This is a genomic window from Actinomycetospora succinea, from assembly GCF_004363095.1.
GTDB lineage: Bacteria > Actinomycetota > Actinomycetes > Mycobacteriales > Pseudonocardiaceae > Actinomycetospora > Actinomycetospora succinea.
The window spans coordinates 1-16781 of sequence record NZ_SNYO01000017.1; the positions used below are offsets into that span (position 1 = coordinate 1).

The 16781-nt window shown below is 74.0% G+C and carries 15 protein-coding genes; 10 read left to right on the plus strand and 5 right to left on the minus strand.

Translation table 11 applies throughout. The features are described from left to right. Positions 1–91: 91 nt before the first annotated feature. Positions 92–1027, minus strand: coding sequence for a heme o synthase (locus EV188_RS30950; RefSeq protein ID WP_208114444.1), 936 nt, complete (start codon positions 1025–1027; stop codon positions 92–94). A gap of 362 nt (positions 1028–1389) precedes the next feature. Here EV188_RS30950 and tkt point away from each other — a divergent pair, with 362 nt between their 5' ends. The 7 genes from tkt to EV188_RS30985 are packed head-to-tail and all read left to right on the plus strand — an operon-like array spanning position 1390 to position 10381. Beyond that, positions 1390–3477, plus strand: coding sequence for a transketolase (gene tkt, locus EV188_RS30955; RefSeq protein WP_243742134.1), 2088 nt, complete (start codon positions 1390–1392; stop codon positions 3475–3477). Positions 3478–3514: 37 nt separating this feature from the next. Beyond that, positions 3515–4642 (plus strand): transaldolase, encoded by a 1128-nt coding sequence (tal, locus tag EV188_RS30960; protein ID WP_133830203.1) that lies wholly within the window; start codon positions 3515–3517, stop codon positions 4640–4642. Further along, positions 4639–6312, plus strand: coding sequence for a glucose-6-phosphate isomerase (locus tag EV188_RS30965; RefSeq protein WP_133830204.1), 1674 nt, complete (start codon positions 4639–4641; stop codon positions 6310–6312). The genes tal and EV188_RS30965 overlap by 4 nt, the downstream gene beginning before the upstream one ends. Beyond that, the gene (gene zwf, locus EV188_RS30970; RefSeq protein WP_133830205.1) at positions 6309–7871 is read left to right on the plus strand and encodes a glucose-6-phosphate dehydrogenase; all 1563 of its coding nucleotides are present in this window, start codon (positions 6309–6311) and stop codon (positions 7869–7871) included. Before EV188_RS30965 ends, zwf begins: the two co-directional genes overlap by 4 nt. Continuing rightward, positions 7868–8833, plus strand: a complete 966-nt coding sequence (locus EV188_RS30975; RefSeq protein WP_133830206.1) for a glucose-6-phosphate dehydrogenase assembly protein OpcA — start codon at positions 7868–7870, stop codon at positions 8831–8833. Before zwf ends, EV188_RS30975 begins: the two co-directional genes overlap by 4 nt. Continuing rightward, on the plus strand, positions 8830–9594 hold the full coding sequence (gene pgl / locus EV188_RS30980) for a 6-phosphogluconolactonase (protein ID WP_133830207.1): 765 nt from the start codon (positions 8830–8832) through the stop codon (positions 9592–9594). Before EV188_RS30975 ends, pgl begins: the two co-directional genes overlap by 4 nt. Before the next feature lie 37 nt (positions 9595–9631). Next, a complete protein-coding gene (locus EV188_RS30985) occupies positions 9632–10381 on the plus strand; it encodes an HpcH/HpaI aldolase family protein (RefSeq protein ID WP_133830208.1) in 750 nt (249 codons plus the stop codon). Here EV188_RS30985 and EV188_RS30990 read toward each other — a convergent pair. Beyond that, positions 10303–10629, minus strand: a complete 327-nt coding sequence (locus tag EV188_RS30990) for a hypothetical protein (protein WP_133830209.1) — start codon at positions 10627–10629, stop codon at positions 10303–10305. The two genes, EV188_RS30985 and EV188_RS30990, sit on opposite strands and share 79 nt — an antisense overlap. Positions 10630–10750: 121 nt before the next feature. Here EV188_RS30990 and yczR point away from each other — a divergent pair, with 121 nt between their 5' ends. Further along, the gene (yczR, locus tag EV188_RS30995) at positions 10751–12286 is read left to right on the plus strand and encodes a MocR-like transcription factor YczR (RefSeq protein WP_133830210.1); all 1536 of its coding nucleotides are present in this window, start codon (positions 10751–10753) and stop codon (positions 12284–12286) included. On the opposite strand, the gene EV188_RS31000 is transcribed toward yczR, so the two are convergent. After that, positions 12270–12551 (minus strand): hypothetical protein, encoded by a 282-nt coding sequence (locus EV188_RS31000; protein WP_133830211.1) that lies wholly within the window; start codon positions 12549–12551, stop codon positions 12270–12272. The two genes, yczR and EV188_RS31000, sit on opposite strands and share 17 nt — an antisense overlap. 85 nt (positions 12552–12636) lie before the next feature. On the opposite strand from EV188_RS31000, the gene EV188_RS31005 reads away from it, so the two are divergent. Continuing rightward, positions 12637–13128 (plus strand): Lrp/AsnC family transcriptional regulator, encoded by a 492-nt coding sequence (locus EV188_RS31005; protein ID WP_133830212.1) that lies wholly within the window; start codon positions 12637–12639, stop codon positions 13126–13128. Between the two features lie 6 nt (positions 13129–13134). Here EV188_RS31005 and mdlC read toward each other — a convergent pair whose 3' ends face one another. Beyond that, on the minus strand, positions 13135–14703 hold the full coding sequence (gene mdlC / locus EV188_RS31010) for a benzoylformate decarboxylase (RefSeq protein WP_208114445.1): 1569 nt from the start codon (positions 14701–14703) through the stop codon (positions 13135–13137). Positions 14704–14776: 73 nt separating this feature from the next. On the opposite strand from mdlC, the gene EV188_RS31015 reads away from it, so the two are divergent. Continuing rightward, the gene (locus tag EV188_RS31015) at positions 14777–15316 is read left to right on the plus strand and encodes a DUF488 domain-containing protein (protein WP_133830213.1); all 540 of its coding nucleotides are present in this window, start codon (positions 14777–14779) and stop codon (positions 15314–15316) included. Positions 15317–15469: 153 nt separating this feature from the next. Here the strand turns inward: EV188_RS31015 and EV188_RS31020 are convergent, their stop codons facing one another. After that, positions 15470–16750, minus strand: a complete 1281-nt coding sequence (locus tag EV188_RS31020) for a TrpB-like pyridoxal phosphate-dependent enzyme (protein WP_133830214.1) — start codon at positions 16748–16750, stop codon at positions 15470–15472. Positions 16751–16781 lie beyond the last annotated feature (31 nt).

Sequence of the window (16781 nt, forward strand, 5' to 3'; positions counted from 1 at the left end):
CAGCTCCACAGCACTCCCGAGAGGTCCTCCCCTCAAGATCATTCAGACCGTGTCGTCACACGCGCTCAACCAACGTGTCCGGTCAGTACACCTAGAACGGCCAGCCGAAGGCCGGCCAGCCGAAGGCCGAGTCGATCGCCACCGCCACGAACAGGCCCGTCAGGTAGGTGTTCGAGAGATGGAACAGGCGCATGGACTGCACGACCTCGTCGCGCTTCACCGCGGCGTCGAGGCGGTGCGCCGCGATCAGGAACCAGATGCCGCCGAGGGCCGCGACGCCGAGGTAGATCCAGGAGGTCGCGGGGATCAGGAGCGCCGACCAGGCCACCATCGCCCACGAGTAGGCGACGATCTGGCGGCTCACCCGACGGGGTGAGGCGACGACCGGGAGCATCGGGATGCCGGCGGCCGCGTAGTCGTCGCGGTAGCGCATCGCGAGCGCCCAGAAGTGCGGCGGCGTCCAGAAGAAGATGATCGCGAAGAGGACCCAGGCGGGCCAGCCCACGGTGCCCGTCACGGCCGCCCAGCCGATCACCACGGGCATGCATCCCGCGGCGCCGCCCCAGACGATGTTCTGGGCGGTCCGGCGCTTGAGCAGCAGCGTGTAGACGAGGATGTAGAAGGCGATCGCGGCGACCGAGAGGCCCGCGGCCACCCAGTTCGCGGTGAACCCGAGCCACACCGCCGACAGGGCGCCCAGCACGAGCCCGAACACCAGGGCGTGCGAGCGGGGGACGGCCTCGCGGGCCAGCGGGCGCTTGCGGGTCCGCGCCATCTTCGCGTCGATGTCGGCGTCGACGACGCAGTTCAGCGCGTGCGCGCTGGCCGCGGCGCCGGCTCCGCCGACGAGGACGGAGAGCACGAGCCACAGGGACGGCACCGACCGCTCGGCGAGCATCATCGCCGGCACCGTGACCACGAGCAGCTGCTCGATGATCCGAGCCTTCGTCAGCGCCAGATAGGCCCGCACGGTGGTGAGCAGGCCGCCCCGCCGCGTCGCGGGGACCGGGCCGACCGCCGTGCTCACTCGGTGGCACCTCGCTGTGGTGGACGTACTTGCTTCGGGCACGACCGGCGTCTCCTACACGCTGTCGTCGGTGAAGTCTGCACCCCCGCGGCCCCGCCCGCTCGCGGGGGGCGTCCTCCGACCGGTGCGGTGTCCGCCACGTCACGACCCGACGACGCCAGGATGATAGGTGGACGGTGTCCGCACCGGGGCGCGAGGGTATCTCCGGGACGGTCCCACGACTGGGAATCGACGCAGGTCCGTACGGACTTGAATCGATCCCGTGGGAGCATCGCCCGCACCCGGACCGACATGCAGGAAGGCACCTCGTGACCGCCACCGATGTGAGCAACACGCAGCCCGCGAGCGAGGACCCCGACGAGATCCAGGCACTGCTGACGCCCCATCGCCCCGACGACTGGTCGGAGCTGGACCAGAAGGCCGTCGACACCATCCGCGTGCTCGCCGCCGACGCCGTGCAGAAGGTCGGCAACGGTCACCCGGGCACCGCGATGTCGCTGGCGCCGCTGGCCTACGAGCTGTTCCAGCACACCATGCGCCACGACCCGTCCGACCCGGGCTGGCAGGGCCGCGACCGCTTCGTCCTGTCCTGCGGGCACTCGAGCCTGACGCTGTACCTGCAGCTGTTCCTCGCCGGCTACGGCCTGGAGATGCGAGACCTCGAGGAGCTGCGCACCTGGGACTCGGCCACGCCGGGGCACCCCGAGTACAGCCACACGCCCGGCGTCGAGATCACCACCGGCCCGCTGGGCCAGGGCCTCGCCTCCGCGGTCGGCATGGCGATGGCGGCCCGCCGTGAGCGCGGCCTCTTCGACCCGGACGCGCCGCAGGGCGAGAGCCCGTTCGACCACTTCGTGTACGTCATCTGCTCCGACGGCGACATCGAGGAGGGCGTGACGGCCGAGGCGAGCTCGATCGCCGGCCGCCAGCAGCTCGGCAACCTCGTCGTGATCTACGACGACAACCACATCTCGATCGAGGACGACACCACCGTCGCCCTCTCCGAGGACGTCGTCGAGCGTTACGACGCCTACGGCTGGCACACCCAGGTGGTGCGCGGCGGCGAGAACGTCGTCGGCATCCGCGAGGCGCTGGCCAACGCGAAGGCCGAGACCGGGCGCCCCAGCTTCATCGCGCTGCGCACGATCATCGGCTATCCCGCGCCGGAGAAGATGAACACCGGTGCCGCGCACGGTGCCGCGCTCGGCGAGCCCGAGGTCCGTTCGGTCAAGGAGATCCTGGGCTTCGACCCGGACAAGCACTTCGCGATCGACGACGACGTGCTCGCCCACGCCCGCTCGGTCGGCCAGCGCGGCAAGGCCGAGCACGAGGCCTGGGACAAGCAGTTCGCCGACTGGGCGGCCGCCAACCCGGAGCGCCGCGCGCTGCTCGAGCGCATGGCGCGCCGGCAGCTGCCCGACGGCTGGCACGACAAGCTCCCGAGCTGGGAGGTCGGCGGGGACCCCGTCGCCACCCGCAAGGCGCTGCAGAAGATCCTCGGCGAGATCGGGCCGGAGCTTCCCGAGCTCTGGGGCGGGTCGGCCGACCTCGCGGAGAGCAACAACACGACGATCAAGGGCGCCGACTCGTTCGGGCCGTCGACGGTCTCCACGAACATGTGGGGCCAGATGAGCCCGTACGGCCGCACGCTGCACTTCGGCGTCCGCGAGCACGCGATGGGCTCGATCCTCAACGGGATCGCGCTGCACGGCGGCACGCGGGTCTACGGCGGCACGTTCCTGATCTTCTCGGACTACATGCGGCCCGCGGTCCGGCTCGCGGCGCTGATGAAGCTGCCGACCACCTACATCTGGACCCACGACTCGATCGGTCTGGGCGAGGACGGCCCGACCCACCAGCCGATCGAGCAGCTCGCCTCGCTGCGCGCGGTGCCGGGCCTGTCGATCGTGCGTCCCGCCGACGCCAACGAGACCTCGGCGGCGGTCCGCGCGGTGCTCGACAACCCGACCGGCCCGGCCGGCCTCGCGCTCACCCGGCAGAACCTGCCGATCCTCGAGGGCACCGACGCCGACGGCGTCGCCCGCGGCGGCTACACGCTCGCCGACGCCAGCACCGGACAGCCGCAGCTGATCCTCATCGCGACCGGCTCCGAGGTGCAGCTGGCCGTCGAGGCCCGGAAGGTCTTCGAGGACGAGGGCGTTCCCACCAGGGTGGTGAGCATGCCCTGCGTCGAGTGGTTCCAGGCGCAGGACCGTTCGTACACCCGCCACGTCATCCCGCCCGAGGTCAAGGCCCGCGTGTCCGTCGAGGCCGCCGTGTCCCTGACCTGGCACCAGTTCGTCGGCGACGACGGCGAGTGCGTCTCGATCGAGCACTTCGGCGCCAGCGCCGACTACAAGACGCTGTTCCAGCAGTTCGGCTTCACGACGCAGCACGTGGTCGAGGCCGGGCGACGCACGCTCGCCCGGGCCGCCGAGCACAACGCCTGATCGCCCGCCTGGCAGCGAGTCCGAGGAGGACCCCCTGATGGCCACCAACACCCCCCTCGCCGACCTCTCCGCGGCCGGCGTCTCCGTCTGGCTGGACGACCTGTCCCGCCAGCGCATCGAATCCGGCAACCTCACCTCGCTGATCGAGGACGATGAGGTCGTCGGCGTCACCAGCAACCCGACGATCTTCGCGAGCGCCTTCGCGGACGCCGACCACTACGCCGAGGACCTCGACGGGCTCGCCGCCCGCGGCGCCTCGGTCGAGGACGCGATCCGCGAGCTCACCACCGAGGACGTGCGCCGCGCCTGCGACGTGTTCCGCGGCGTGTGGCAGCGCACCGGCGGCGTCGACGGGCGCGTGTCGCTCGAGGTCGACCCGGGCAAGGCGCACGACACCGAGGCCACGGTCGCCGAGGCCGCCGACCTCTGGAAGACGGTCGACCGGCCCAACCTGATGATCAAGATCCCGGCGACCCGCGAGGGCATCCCGGCGATCACGCGCACGCTCGCCGAGGGCATCAGCGTCAACGTCACGCTGATCTTCTCGGTGGCGCGCTACCGCGAGGTCATGGAGGCCTACCTCTCCGGCATGGAGCAGGCCCGCGCCAACGGCCACGACCTCACCGGCATGGCCTCGGTCGCCTCGTTCTTCGTCTCGCGCGTCGACTCCGAGGTCGACAAGCGCCTCGACGCCATCGGCACCGACGCCGCGCTGAACCTGCGCGGCACCGCGGCCATCGCCAACGCCCGCCTCGCCTACGCCGCGTTCCTCGAGGTGTTCGGCACCGAGCGGTGGGCGGCGCTCAAGGGCGCCGGCGCCAAGCCGCAGCGCCCGCTCTGGGCCTCGACCGGCGTGAAGAACAAGGCCTACCCGGACACGCTCTACGTGACCGAGCTGGCCGCGCCGAACACGGTGAACACGATGCCCGAGGCCACGCTCAAGGCCTTCGCGGACCACGGCGAGCTCCACGGCGACGCCGTCACCGGCACCGAGGACGCCGCCCGCGAGGTCTTCGCGGGCCTCGCCCACGTCGGCATCGACGTCGACGACGTCTACCAGGTGCTCGAGGACGAGGGCGTCAAGAAGTTCGACGACTCGTGGGCCGAGCTCACCGCGACGGTGTCCGACCAGCTGACCCGCCGCAGCCCGGAGCAGGACAAGTGAGCAGCGGAGCCGAGGTCCGCATCGTCGACCAGACCCTCGCCGACGCGGCGAACGCGCTGGTCGAGAAGCTCGTCGGCGACGCGGCCGCGTCGAAGCTCTCGGCCGGGGACGCCACCCTCTGGGGCCCCGACGCCGAGCCCGAGGCGAGCAAGCGCCTGAGCTGGGTGAGCCTGCACGAGTCGTCCCGCCCGCTCGTCGACGAGCTCGCGGCCCTGCGCCGCGAGCTGCACGACGACGGCGTCGACCGCGTGGTGCTCGCCGGCATGGGCGGCTCGTCGCTCGCGCCCGAGGTCATCTGCGCGACGCGCTCGGGCGGGCCGGTCGGCGGCGAGTTCCCGCTGGTCGTGCTCGACACCACCGACCCGATGCAGGTCTCGGACGCCCTCGCCGGCGACCTGACCCGCACGGTGCTCGTCGTGTCCTCGAAGTCGGGCGGCACGGTCGAGACCGACAGCCAGCGCCGCGTGTTCGCCGAGGTCTTCGAGGCCAACGGCATCGACGCCGCGTCGCGGATGGTCGTCGTCACCGACCCGGGTACCAAGCTCGGCGACTTGGCGCGCGACCAGGGCTACCGCAAGCTGATCGAGGCCGACCCCGGCGTCGGCGGGCGCTACTCGGCGCTCACCGCGTTCGGTCTGGTGCCCTCGGCGCTCACGGGCGTCGACATCGGCGCGCTGCTCGACGAGGCCGCCGCGGCCGCCCCGGAGCTGGCGCGCGACAGCGCCGACAACCCGGCGGTCGTGCTGGCGGCCGCCATGGCCGCAGCCCACAACGCCGGCGCCGAGAAGCTCGTCCTCGCCGACACCGGCTCCGGGCTCGTCGGCTTCGGCAACTGGGCCGAGCAGCTCATCGCGGAGTCCACGGGCAAGCAGGGCACCGGCCTGCTCCCCGTGGTCGTCGAGGGCCCGGACGCGCCGGGCTACGCCGACCACAAGGCGGACGCGACCGCGGTGTCGATCGGGCCGGCGGACTCCGGCGCGCAGGTGTCGGTCACCGGCACACTCGGCGGGCAGTTCCTGCTCTGGGAGCACGCCGTCGCGCTGGCCGGCCGCCTCATCGGCATCAACCCGTTCGACCAGCCCGACGTCGAGTCGGCGAAGCAGGCCACGCGCGACCTGCTCGCCTCGGCGGAGGGCGGCTCGGGGGACGCCGGCGCCGACGACGCGCCGATCGTCACCGACGGGGTCATCGAGATCCGCGCCGCGGGCGACGCCAGCTGGCTCGGGCAGCCGGCCACCGTGATCGACGCGCTGCAGGCGCTCGTGAACGCGGCGCCGGACGCGGGCTACATCGCGGTGCAGGCCTACCTGGACCGGCTGGACGACGCGTCGTTCGCGACGCTGCGCCCGGAGCTCGCCAAGGCGACGGGCCTGCAGACCACGTTCGGCTGGGGCCCGCGGTTCCTGCACTCCACCGGGCAGTACCACAAGGGCGGCCACCAGAACGGCGTGTTCCTGCAGATCACGGGCTCGGTCGCCGACGACCTGGCCATCCCGGGGCAGTCGTTCTCGTTCGGCACGCTCGAGCACGCGCAGGCCCGCGGCGACGCCGGGGTGCTCGCGGCGGCCAAGAACGGCGGCTCGCCGCGCCCGGTGCTGCGGCTGCACCTCGCCGACCGGGCCGCGGGGCTGGTGGCGCTGGCGAACGCGGTGCAGGCGGTGAGTCGGTGACCCGCGCGGGGCACCCACATCCCGACACCCGAGCCGAGACCTGGACCAACCCGCTGCGGGACGCCCGTGACAAGCGGCTCCCGCGGATCGCCGGGCCCTCGGGCCTGGTGCTGTTCGGCGTGACGGGGGACCTCGCGCGCAAGAAGCTGATGCCGGCCATCTACGACCTGGCCAACCGCGGCCTGCTGCCGCCGGGCTTCGCGCTCGTCGGGTTCGCGCGCCGCGACTGGGCCGACCAGGACTTCGCCGAGGTCGTGCACGACGCCGTGCGCGAGCACTCCCGCACCCCGTTCCGCCAGGAGGTGTGGGACCGCCTGTCCGAGGGCCTGCGCTTCGTGCAGGGCACCTTCGACGACGACGACGCGTTCGACCGGCTCGCCGCCTGCGTCGCCGAGCTCGACTCCGAGCGCGGCACCAACGGCAACCACGCGTTCTACCTGTCGATCCCGCCGTCGGCGTTCCCCACCGTGTGCAAGCAGCTCTCGCGCTCGGGGCTCGCCGACGACGAGGGCGACGTGTGGCGCCGCGTCGTCATCGAGAAGCCGTTCGGCCACGACCTGCGCTCGGCGCAGGAGCTCAACGGGATCGTCAACGACGTCTTCCCCGAGGACTCGGTCTTCCGCATCGACCACTACCTCGGCAAGGAGACCGTCCAGAACCTGCTGGCGCTGCGGTTCGCCAACGAGCTGTTCGAGCCGATCTGGAACGCCCACCACGTCGACCACGTGCAGATCACGATGGCCGAGGACATCGGGGTGGGCGGGCGCGCCGGCTACTACGACGGCATCGGCGCGGCCCGCGACGTCATCCAGAACCACCTGCTGCAGCTGCTCGCGCTGACCGCGATGGAGGAGCCGGTCTCCTTCTCGCCGCACGACCTGCGCGAGGAGAAGATCAAGGTCCTGTCGGCCACGACGTTGGCCGAGCCCCTCGACGAGACCACCGCCCGCGGCCAGTACGCCGCCGGGTGGCAGGGCTCCTCGGAGGTCAAGGGCCTGCAGCAGGAGGAGGGCTTCCCGACCGACTCGGTCACCGAGACCTACGCGGCGATCACGTGCTCGGTGAACACCCGCCGGTGGGCTGGCGTGCCGTTCTACCTGCGCACGGGCAAGCGCCTGGGCCGGCGGGTCACCGAGATCGCCGTGGTGTTCAAGCGCGCCCCGCACCTGCCGTTCGACCAGACCATGACCGAGGAGCTCGGCCAGAACGCGCTGGTCGTGCGGGTGCAGCCGGACGAGGGCGTCACCCTGCGGTTCGGCTCGAAGGTGCCGGGCTCGGGCATGGAGGTCCGCGACGTCACGATGGACTTCGGCTACGGCACGGCGTTCACCGAGGCCTCCCCCGAGGCCTACGAGCGCCTGCTGCTCGACGTCCTGCTCGGCGAGCCGTCGCTGTTCCCGACCAACACCGAGGTCGAGCTGTCCTGGCGGATCCTCGACCCGGTGATCGACAAGTGGCACCGCGAGGGGTCGCCCGACAGCTACGCGGCCGGCACGTGGGGCCCGCCGTCGGCCGACACGCTGCTCGAGCGCACCGGGCGGACCTGGAGGAGACCGTGATCGTCGATCTCCCGTCGACGGACACGTCGGCGGTCAACCGCACGATGGTCGACCTGCGCGAGAGCGCGGGCGCGGTGGCGCTCGGGCGCGTCCTGACGCTGATCATCATCACCGAGGACGGTCCCGAGGCCGAGGCCGCCATCCAGGCCGCCAACGACGCGAGCCGCGAGCACCCGTGCCGCGTGCTCGTCCTGGCCCGCGGGGTGCGGCGGGCGGCGTCGCGCCTCGACGCCCAGATCCGTATCGGCGGCGACGCCGGCGCGAGCGAGGTCATCGTGCTGCGCATGTACGGCCCGCTGGCCGACCAGGGCGGGGCCATCGTCGTCCCGCTGCTGCTGCCCGACGCGCCGATCGTGGCGTGGTGGCCGGGCGAGGCGCCCGCCGTGCCGGCGGAGGACCCGGTGGGCGGCGTCGCCGGGCGCCGGATCACCGACGTCTCCGGGGCGAAGTCGCCGTCGAAGGCGCTGGGCAAGCTGCGCCAGCGCTACCACCCGGGCGACACCGACCTCGCGTGGAGCCGCATCACGAGCTGGCGCGCGCTGCTCACCGCGGCGCTCGACCAGCCCCCGCACGAGCGCATCACCGGGGCGACGGTGTCCGGCGCGCCCGACTCCGCGTCCACCGATCTCCTGGCGGGCTGGCTCTCGTCACGCCTGCACTGCCCCGTGGCCCGCAAGAACGAGGACGTCCCGGGCGGGCAGGGCGGCCAGATCGCGGCCGTGCGCCTCGAGCGCGCGAGCGGACCGGTGGAGCTGCGCCGCCTCGACGCCAAGAGCGCCGTCCTCTCGCAGCCCGGTCAGCCCGACCGCCGCGTGGCGCTGTCCCGGCGCACCATCCGCGAGTGCCTCGCCGAGGAGCTGCGCCGCCTCGACCCCGACGACATCTTCGCCGAGGCGCTCGAGGCCTCGCAGAACAAGCCGGCGGGACGCACGCGGTCGTCGGCGAGGAAGGTGACCGCATGAGCACGGTCGAGGTCGTCGTCCACGCCGACGAGGACACCGCCGCCCGCGACGCCGCCGAGCGCCTGCTCACGGCGCTCGCGGCGGCCCAGGCCGCGCGGGGTCTCGCCTCCGTCGTGCTGACCGGCGGCGGGATCGGGATCGCCATGCTGCGCGAGGTCGCCGCCTCCGCACGGCGCGACGCCGTGGACTGGTCGGCGGTCGAGGTGTTCTGGGGCGACGAGCGCTTCGTCCCGGCCGGCGACGCCGAGCGCAACGACGCCCAGGCCCGCGAGGCACTGCTCGACGCGCTGCCGCTCGACCCGGCGCGCGTGCACCCGATGGCCGCCTCCGACGCGCCCGAGGACGCCGGCGGCGGCGACCCGGACCTCGCCGCGGACGTCTACGCGAAGACCCTGTCGTCGGCGGCGGTGCGCCTCGGCGGGGAGGGCGCCATCCCCGCGTTCGACGTGCTGCTCGCGGGCTGCGGCCCCGAGGGCCACGTCCTGTCGGTCTTCCCCGACTCCCCCGCGGTGCACGCCGCCGCGGCCGGCGTGGTGGCCGTGCGCGACTGCCCCAAGCCGCCGCCGACCCGCGTGAGCCTCACGCTGTCGGCGGCCCGCCACGCCCGCGAGATCTGGCTCGTGGCCGCGGGCAGCGGCAAGGCCGAGGCGCTCGCGCGGGCGCAGGGCGGCGCGTCCGAGGTCGACGTCCCCCTGGCGGGGCTGCGCGGGACCGAGCGGACGCTGTGGTTGCTCGACCAGGAGGCTGCCGCGCAGCTCTGACGCGCGGCAGGATCGCCCCCGGGGTGAGAGGGCGCCGATGAACCTGCGGACACGCTGGCGGGCCGGGGAGACGACCTACGGGATCGGGGTCACGATCCCCGGCACCGCCGCGATGCAGCTGCTGGCGCGCGCCGGCTTCGACTGGCTGATGATCGACATGGAGCACGGCCCGATCTCGATCGAGGCGGCCCACGCCATGGTGGCGGCCAGCGCGGGCACCGACGTGGCACCCATCGTCCGGGTGCCCGAGAACCTGCCGTGGCTGGCCAAGCCGGTGCTCGACGCCGGCGCCTCGGGGATCGTGTACCCGCAGGTCCGCACCGGTGCCGACGCGGCCGCCGCGGCGCGGTCCGGGCGCTACCCGCCGGCCGGCGAGCGCCAGTGGGGCCCGTTCTACGCCCCGGCCCGCTTCGGGATGACGATGCCCGAGTACCTGAGCGCCGCCGACGACGAGGTCGTGACGATGGTGCTCGTCGAGCACCCGGAGGCGATCGACCGCATCGACGAGATCGTCGCGGTCCCGGGCGTCGACGCCGCGGTGATCGGCACGCACGACCTCGCGGTCAGCATGGGGTACCGCGGACGCCCCGACCACCCGGAGGTGCAGGCGGCCGTCGCACGGGCCGAGGCCGTCGTCCTCGACAGCCCCGTCGTCCTCGGCGGGAACGCGTTCTCCCCGCCGGAGGCCCGGGCGATGGCCGACCGCGGCTACCAGGTGATCGCGCTGGGCTTCGACTGGGTGCTGCTCCAGCGGGGCGCCGCCGCGGTGCTCGACGGCGTGCGCTGATCGCTCTCCCAGGGGCGCAGGGTCCGCTCGAAGAGGTCCCAGCAGCGGCGGTGGGCGTCGAACCGGGCGAGCCAGGCGCGGACGATCCGGAGGTCCGAGGCGGGCGTGTGCTCGCGCGTCGGGGCGGACGGCCACATCGGGTCGCGGCCGGTCGGGTCGCCGGTGGCGCGGGAGTCGGCGCCGTAGCGCGCGACGAGCAGGAGCCCGGCGACGACGACGACGCCGAGCACGGTGACGGTCAGGACCATCGGGAGCTCCTCGGGGAGAAGTGGCTGGACGTCATCCAGAGTGGCTGCCATTGGCAGGCGCCGCCACGGCCAATCAGGAGCAAGTGGCACCCACAGTGGCAGAAGTGGCAGACTGCGTGGCATGGACGACCACCTCGGTGCCGGGAGCCTCGCCCGCCTGCTCCGCGGCTGGCGCGAGGGCGCCGGTCCGGCGGTGAGCGCGCAGGCCGCCCTCGCCGGCCGGATCGCCACGCTGCTCTCCGACGGGCGCCTCGCGGTGGGGACGCGGGTGCCGAGCGAGCGCGAGCTCGCCGTCGCCCTCGGGGTCGGGCGCGGGACGGTCGCGGCGGCCTACCAGGAGCTGCGCGAGGACGGCTACCTCGTGCGGCGCCGCGGGTCGGGGACGTGGACGGCCTCGCCCGCGACGCCGCCGGCCGGGTCGGGCCCGCCGAACGGGGCCCCGCTCGACGGCACGCTGCACGTCGGCCCCACCGGCTACAGCCCCTTCGCCCCGATGGGCGCGCCGCAGACCCAGGACGGCGGCCGCGCGGTCATCGACCTCGCCCACGCCGCCCCCTGGGCGCCCATGGAGGCCATGAGTGAGGCGGCGGCACGCGCCCTCGCCGAGCTGCCGACGCACCTCACCTCCACCGGCTACGACGTCCTCGGCCTGCCCGCGCTGCGCGAGGCCGTCGCCGCCCGCCTGACCGCGCAGGGCCTGCGGACCTCGGCGGACGAGGTGATGATCACCGCCGGCGCCCAGCACGCCCACTCCCTCGTCACCCGCACGCTGGTGCGCCCCGGCGACCGGGTGCTCATCGAGCAGCCCACCTATCCCGGCGCGATCGACCTGTGCCGGCACGCCTCGGCGCGGGCGGTGCCCGTGGCGATGGTCGAGGACCCGGCGAGCGGGCGTCCGGGCTGGGACCTCGACGCGCTGTCCGCCGCGATGCGGGCCGCGACGCCCACGCTCGGCTACCTCGTCGTCGACCACCAGAACCCGACGGGCGCGGTGATGAGCCCGGAGACCCGCGCCGCGGTCGTCGCCGCCGCCGGCCGCCACGGCGTCGCGCTGGTCGTCGACGACTGCCTGCGCGAGATGTGGCTCGACACCCCCGTGCCCCCGCCGCTGGGTGCCTGGGCCGGGGCGGGCGGCACGCCCGTGATCACCACCGGCGGGCTCTCCAAGACGGTGTGGGGCGGGCTGCGCATCGGCTGGCTGCGCGCCCCGCGGACCCTGCTGCGCCGGATCGCCGCGGCCCGGGCCTCGGACGACATCTCGACGCCGGTCCTCGAGCAGCTGGTGGCGGTCGGTCTCGTGGAGCGCCTCGACGAGCTGGTGGAGGCCAGCCGGCAGACCCTCGCCCACCGCCGTGACCACCTGCGCGGGGCGCTCGCGCGGGCCCTGCCGGAGTGGCGGGTGCCGAACCCCTCGGGCGGCTTCAGCCTCTGGGTCGACCTCGGCGTCCCGCGCTCGAGCGCCCTGGTCGAAGCGGCGGCGCGCTTCGGTGTGCACCTCGCCGCCGGGCCCCGCTTCGCCACCGGCGGGGCGTTCGAGCAGTACCTGCGCCTGCCCTACACCCTCTCCCCCGACGCACTGGACGACGCCGTCGCCCGGCTCGCCGAGGCGTGGGACTCCCTCGGCGTCGACACCCCCACGCTCACGACCGTCGTGTGAGCTCGTTCCGCTCGCTCTGCTCGTTCTCCCAGGGCCGCAGGCTGCGCTCGTAGGCCGACCAGAGCTGCTGGTGGGCGGAGACCCGGCGGGCCAGCTCGCCGAGCAGGACCGCGTCCCCGCGCAGCGTGTGCGGGCGGCGCGTGATCGGCCAGGCCGGGTCGCGACCCGTGGGGTCCTCTCCGGTGCGACTGTCGACGCCGTAGCGCGCCACCGCGAGGAAGCCCACGACCAGGAGCACCCCGAAGAACGTGACCATCTCGATCATCCCCTCGACCCTCGTTGCTGATGGGGACAAGTATCGAAGGCTCCGGCTCTGGACTCCATGGCGTTCTCACGGGGATAGTGGCCAGATGACTGCAGTTTCCGAAGTGCGGGGCGCACCGCGCCTGGAGAACGACAAGCTGCTCGACGAGACCAACCGGCGCATCCTCGCGGAGCTCGAGGAGGACCCCCGCCAGAGCATGTCGGCGCTGGGCCGGCGGGTCGGGATGTCGGCCCCGGCGGTCACCGAGCGGGTCCAGCGCCTCGAGCGCACGGGCGTGATCCGCGGCTACCGCCTGGACATCGACCCGGCGGCGCTCGGCTACCCCATCGCCGCGTGGGTGCGCGTGCGCCCCGCACTGGGCCAGGGGAAGATCTCCGAGCAGCTCGCGGCCCGGCAGCCCGAGGTCGTCGAGTGCCACAAGATCACCGGCGAGGACTGCCTGCTCATGCGCGTCCAGGTCCGCGACGTCGCCGACCTCGACCGCGTCCTCGAGATCTGGCAGGACCACGCGGCCACGGTGACGGCGGTCGTGAAGTCCAGCCCGGTCGAGCTGCGGAACATGCCGACCGACGTCTGAGCGGCCTCAGGCCACGATCACGTCGAGCACCACCGGCGCGGGCGAGGCCAGGGCGTCGGCGAGGGCGGGCTCGAGCTCGTCGGGGTGCTCGACGCGCACGCCCGCGACGCCCTGACCGGCGGCGAGGGCGACGAAGTCCAGCCCCGGCAGCGCGGTGCCGACGGGCTTGGTGATGCCGAAGTGCTCGGCGAACTGGTCGAGGGCGCGGTAGCGGGCGTTGTGCACCACGACGATCGTCAGCGGGACGCCCAGCTGCGCGGCCGACCACAGCGCCTGGATCCCGTACATCGCCGACCCGTCACCGATGAGGGCCACGACCCGCTCGGCACGGGCCAGCGCCATCCCCACCGCCGCCGGCAGCCCGTGGCCCAGGCCCCCGCTCGCGCACGTGTAGAAGCTCCCCGCCCGGTCGAACGGCAGGTGCGCGTGCATCGGCCCGCGCGTGGCCGGCGCCTCCTCGACGACGACGGAGTCCGCGGGCCGGAGGTCGGCGAGGGTCTGCAGCAGCAGCTCCTCGGTGATGACGCCGCCGCCGGCGGCGACGCGTTCGGCCCGTGGTCCGGGCGCCGGCAGCGGGCGCTCCGGTGGCGGCGGCCCGGCGAGCAGGGCCCGCACGCCGTGGCGCACGCCGGTGACGACGGACGTACCGACGGGCGTCCAGGCGGCGTGGGCCGGGTCTTCGGTGAGCTGCACGAGCTCGGTGGCCTCGGGCACGGCCGTGTCGCCGGGGACGGCGCCCTCGGTGTGGAACGGGAAGACCGGCGAGCCGAGCACCAGGACCAGGTCGTGGGCGTCGAGCGCGGCGCGGATGCCGTCGTGCGCGGCGGGCAGGAAGCCGCCGAAGAGCCGGTGGCGCTCGGGGAAGCCGCAGCGCGGGGACATCGGCGCGACGTAAACGCGGGCGGCGTGGCGCTCGGCGAGCGCGACGACGTCGTCGAACGCCCCGTCGCGGTCCACCTCGCCGCCGACGACGAGCGCCGGTGCGCGGGCGGCCGCGAGGCGGGCGGCGAGGTCGCCGAGCACGTCGGGGTCGCCGGCGACCGTCCCCGCCACGGTGTGGGCGGGCACCGGGGTCGCCTCCTGGTCCCAGTCGTCGACGGGCACCGAGATCAGCACCGGGCCGCACGGCGGGGTCGTGGCCACGTGGATCGCCCGCGCCAGTGTCGCGGGCACGTCGAGCGCGCGGGCGGGCTCGCGGCTGTACTTCACGTACGGCTCGGGGAACTCCGCCGGGCGCTCGGCGAACAGGAACGGCTCGCCGACGAGCAGCGAGCGGGCCTGCTGCCCGGCGACGAGCACCAGCGGCGTGCGGTTGCGGAACGCGGTGAACACGTTGCCCAGGCCGTGCCCGACGCCGGCGGCGGAGTGCAGGTTCACCAGCGCCGCCCGCCCGGTCCCCTGCGCGTACCCGTCGGCCGCGCCGACCGCCACCGACTCCTGCAGCCCGAGGACGTAGCGGAAGTCGTCGGGGAAGTCGCGGAACATCGGCAGCTCGGTCGAGCCCGGGTTGCCGAAGATCGTCGTGATGCCGTGGCTGCGCAGCACGGCCAGGGACGCCTCGCGCACGGTCGTCATGGGCGCCACCCCACCACGGCACCCGTCCCGTCGCGAGGGAGCTCCCGCTGCCCGGAAGCGCGAGGATGGCGGCATGGACACGCTGTGGACGGTCGGCCACGGCACGCTCGACGGCCCCGCGGTCGCCCGCCTGGTCGCCGACGCCGGCATCGCGGCCGTCGTCGACGTCCGCCGGTACCCGGGGAGCCGGCGCGACCCGTCGGTGGCGCGCGAGGCCCTGGGACCGGCGCTGACCCGGGTGGGCGTCGCCTACCGCTGGGACGAGCGCCTCGGCGGGCGTCGCAGCCGGCCGAACGACTCCCCCGACACCGCGCTGCGCGACCGCGCCTTCGCGGGCTACGCCGCCCACATGCGCACGCCGGTGTTCACCGACGCCGTCGACGAGCTGCTCGGCGCCCCGGAGCCGACGGCGATCCTGTGCTCGGAGTCGGTGTGGTGGCGCTGCCATCGCCGTCTCGTCGCCGACCACGTCGTGCTCGTCCGCGACACGGCCGTCCGCCACCTCATGCACGACGGCCGGACCCCGGAGCACCACCCCACCGACGGCGTGCGGCACTCCGGGGACCAGCTCGTCTACGACGCCGGACAGGAGCCGCTGCCCGGCACCGGCTGACGATCGCGGCCGAGCCGGCGAAGAGCGCCCCTCGCCGATCTATCCGACCGAAGGTGCCCCTCGCTCGGAACCACGGGCTCGCGCGCGTTCCGGCGAAGGGCGCCCCTCGCCGGTCTATCCGACCGAAGGTGCCCTTCGCTCAGGACGCCGGGCTCAGGGCTCGTCGACGAGGTCGCCGGCCAGGTACTCCTGGTAGGCGGCGAGGTCGAGCAGGCCGTGGCCGCAGTAGTTGAAGAGGATCACGCGGTCCTCGCCCTTGGCCGTCGCGTCGTTGGCCTCCTGGATCACCGACGCGATCGCGTGCCCGGCCTCCGGCGCCGGGACCTTGCCCTCGACGCGCGCGAACAGCACGTTCGCCTCGAACACGGCGCGCTGGCGATGGGCCACCGCCTCCATGCGGCCCTCGTGGACCAGCTTGGAGATGATCGGCGAGTCACCGTGGTAGCGCAGCCCGCCGGCGTGGATGCCCGGCGGCACGAAGTCGTGGCCCAGCGTGTACATGTTCATCAGGGGCGTGAAGCCCGCGGTGTCGCCGAAGTCGTACTCGTAGCGGCCCTGGGTCAGGGTCGGGCACGAGGCCGGCTCGGCGGCGAGCAGGCGCACCGAGGGGTCGGGCAGGAACGGCAGTGCGACGCCGCCGAGGTTCGACCCGCCGCCGCACGGGGCGATGACGACGTCCGGGCGGGTCTCCCCCGCGGTCGCCAGCTGCTGCTGCGCCTCGAGCCCGATGACGGTCTGGTGCAGCAGCACGTGGTTGAGCACCGAGCCCAGCGCGTAGTGCGTGTCGTCGCGGCCGACGGCGTCACGGACGGCGTCGGAGATCGCTGCACCGAGGGAACCGGGGTGACCCGGGTCGTCGATCGGCGAGGGGACGACGGTGCCGCCCCACGTCTCCATGATCACCTTGCGGTACGGCTTCTGCTCGAAGCTCTTGCGCACCATGTAGACCGCGCACTCGAGGTCGTACTGCGCGCAGGCGAACGCCAGCGCCGTGCCCCACTGGCCCGCGCCGGTCTCGGTGGACAGGCGCGTCATGCCCTCCTTGGCGTTGTAGAACGCTTGGGGCACCGCGGAGTTCGGCTTGTGCGAGCCGGCGGGCGACACCGACTCGTCCTTGAAGTAGATCCGCGCGGTGGTGCCCAGCGCCGCCTCGAGACGGCGGGCGCGCACGAGCGGCGTCGGCCTCCAGAGGCGCAGGACGTCGAGGACCTCGCCCGGGATGTCGATCCACGGGTCGGCCGACATCTCCTGGCCGATCAGCTCCTGCGCGAACAGCGGAGCCAGGTCGTCGGGACCGACGGGCTCGCGCGTCCCCGGGTGCAGCGGCGGGTCCAGCGGCGAGGCGAGGTGCGGCGCGACGTTGAACCACGCCGTCGGCAGGGCCGACTGCGGGAGGGAGAAGCGGGTGTCGGTGATTTCGGTGGGGGCCGCCATGCCCGGATGATGGCAGCGCAGGCGACCCGGG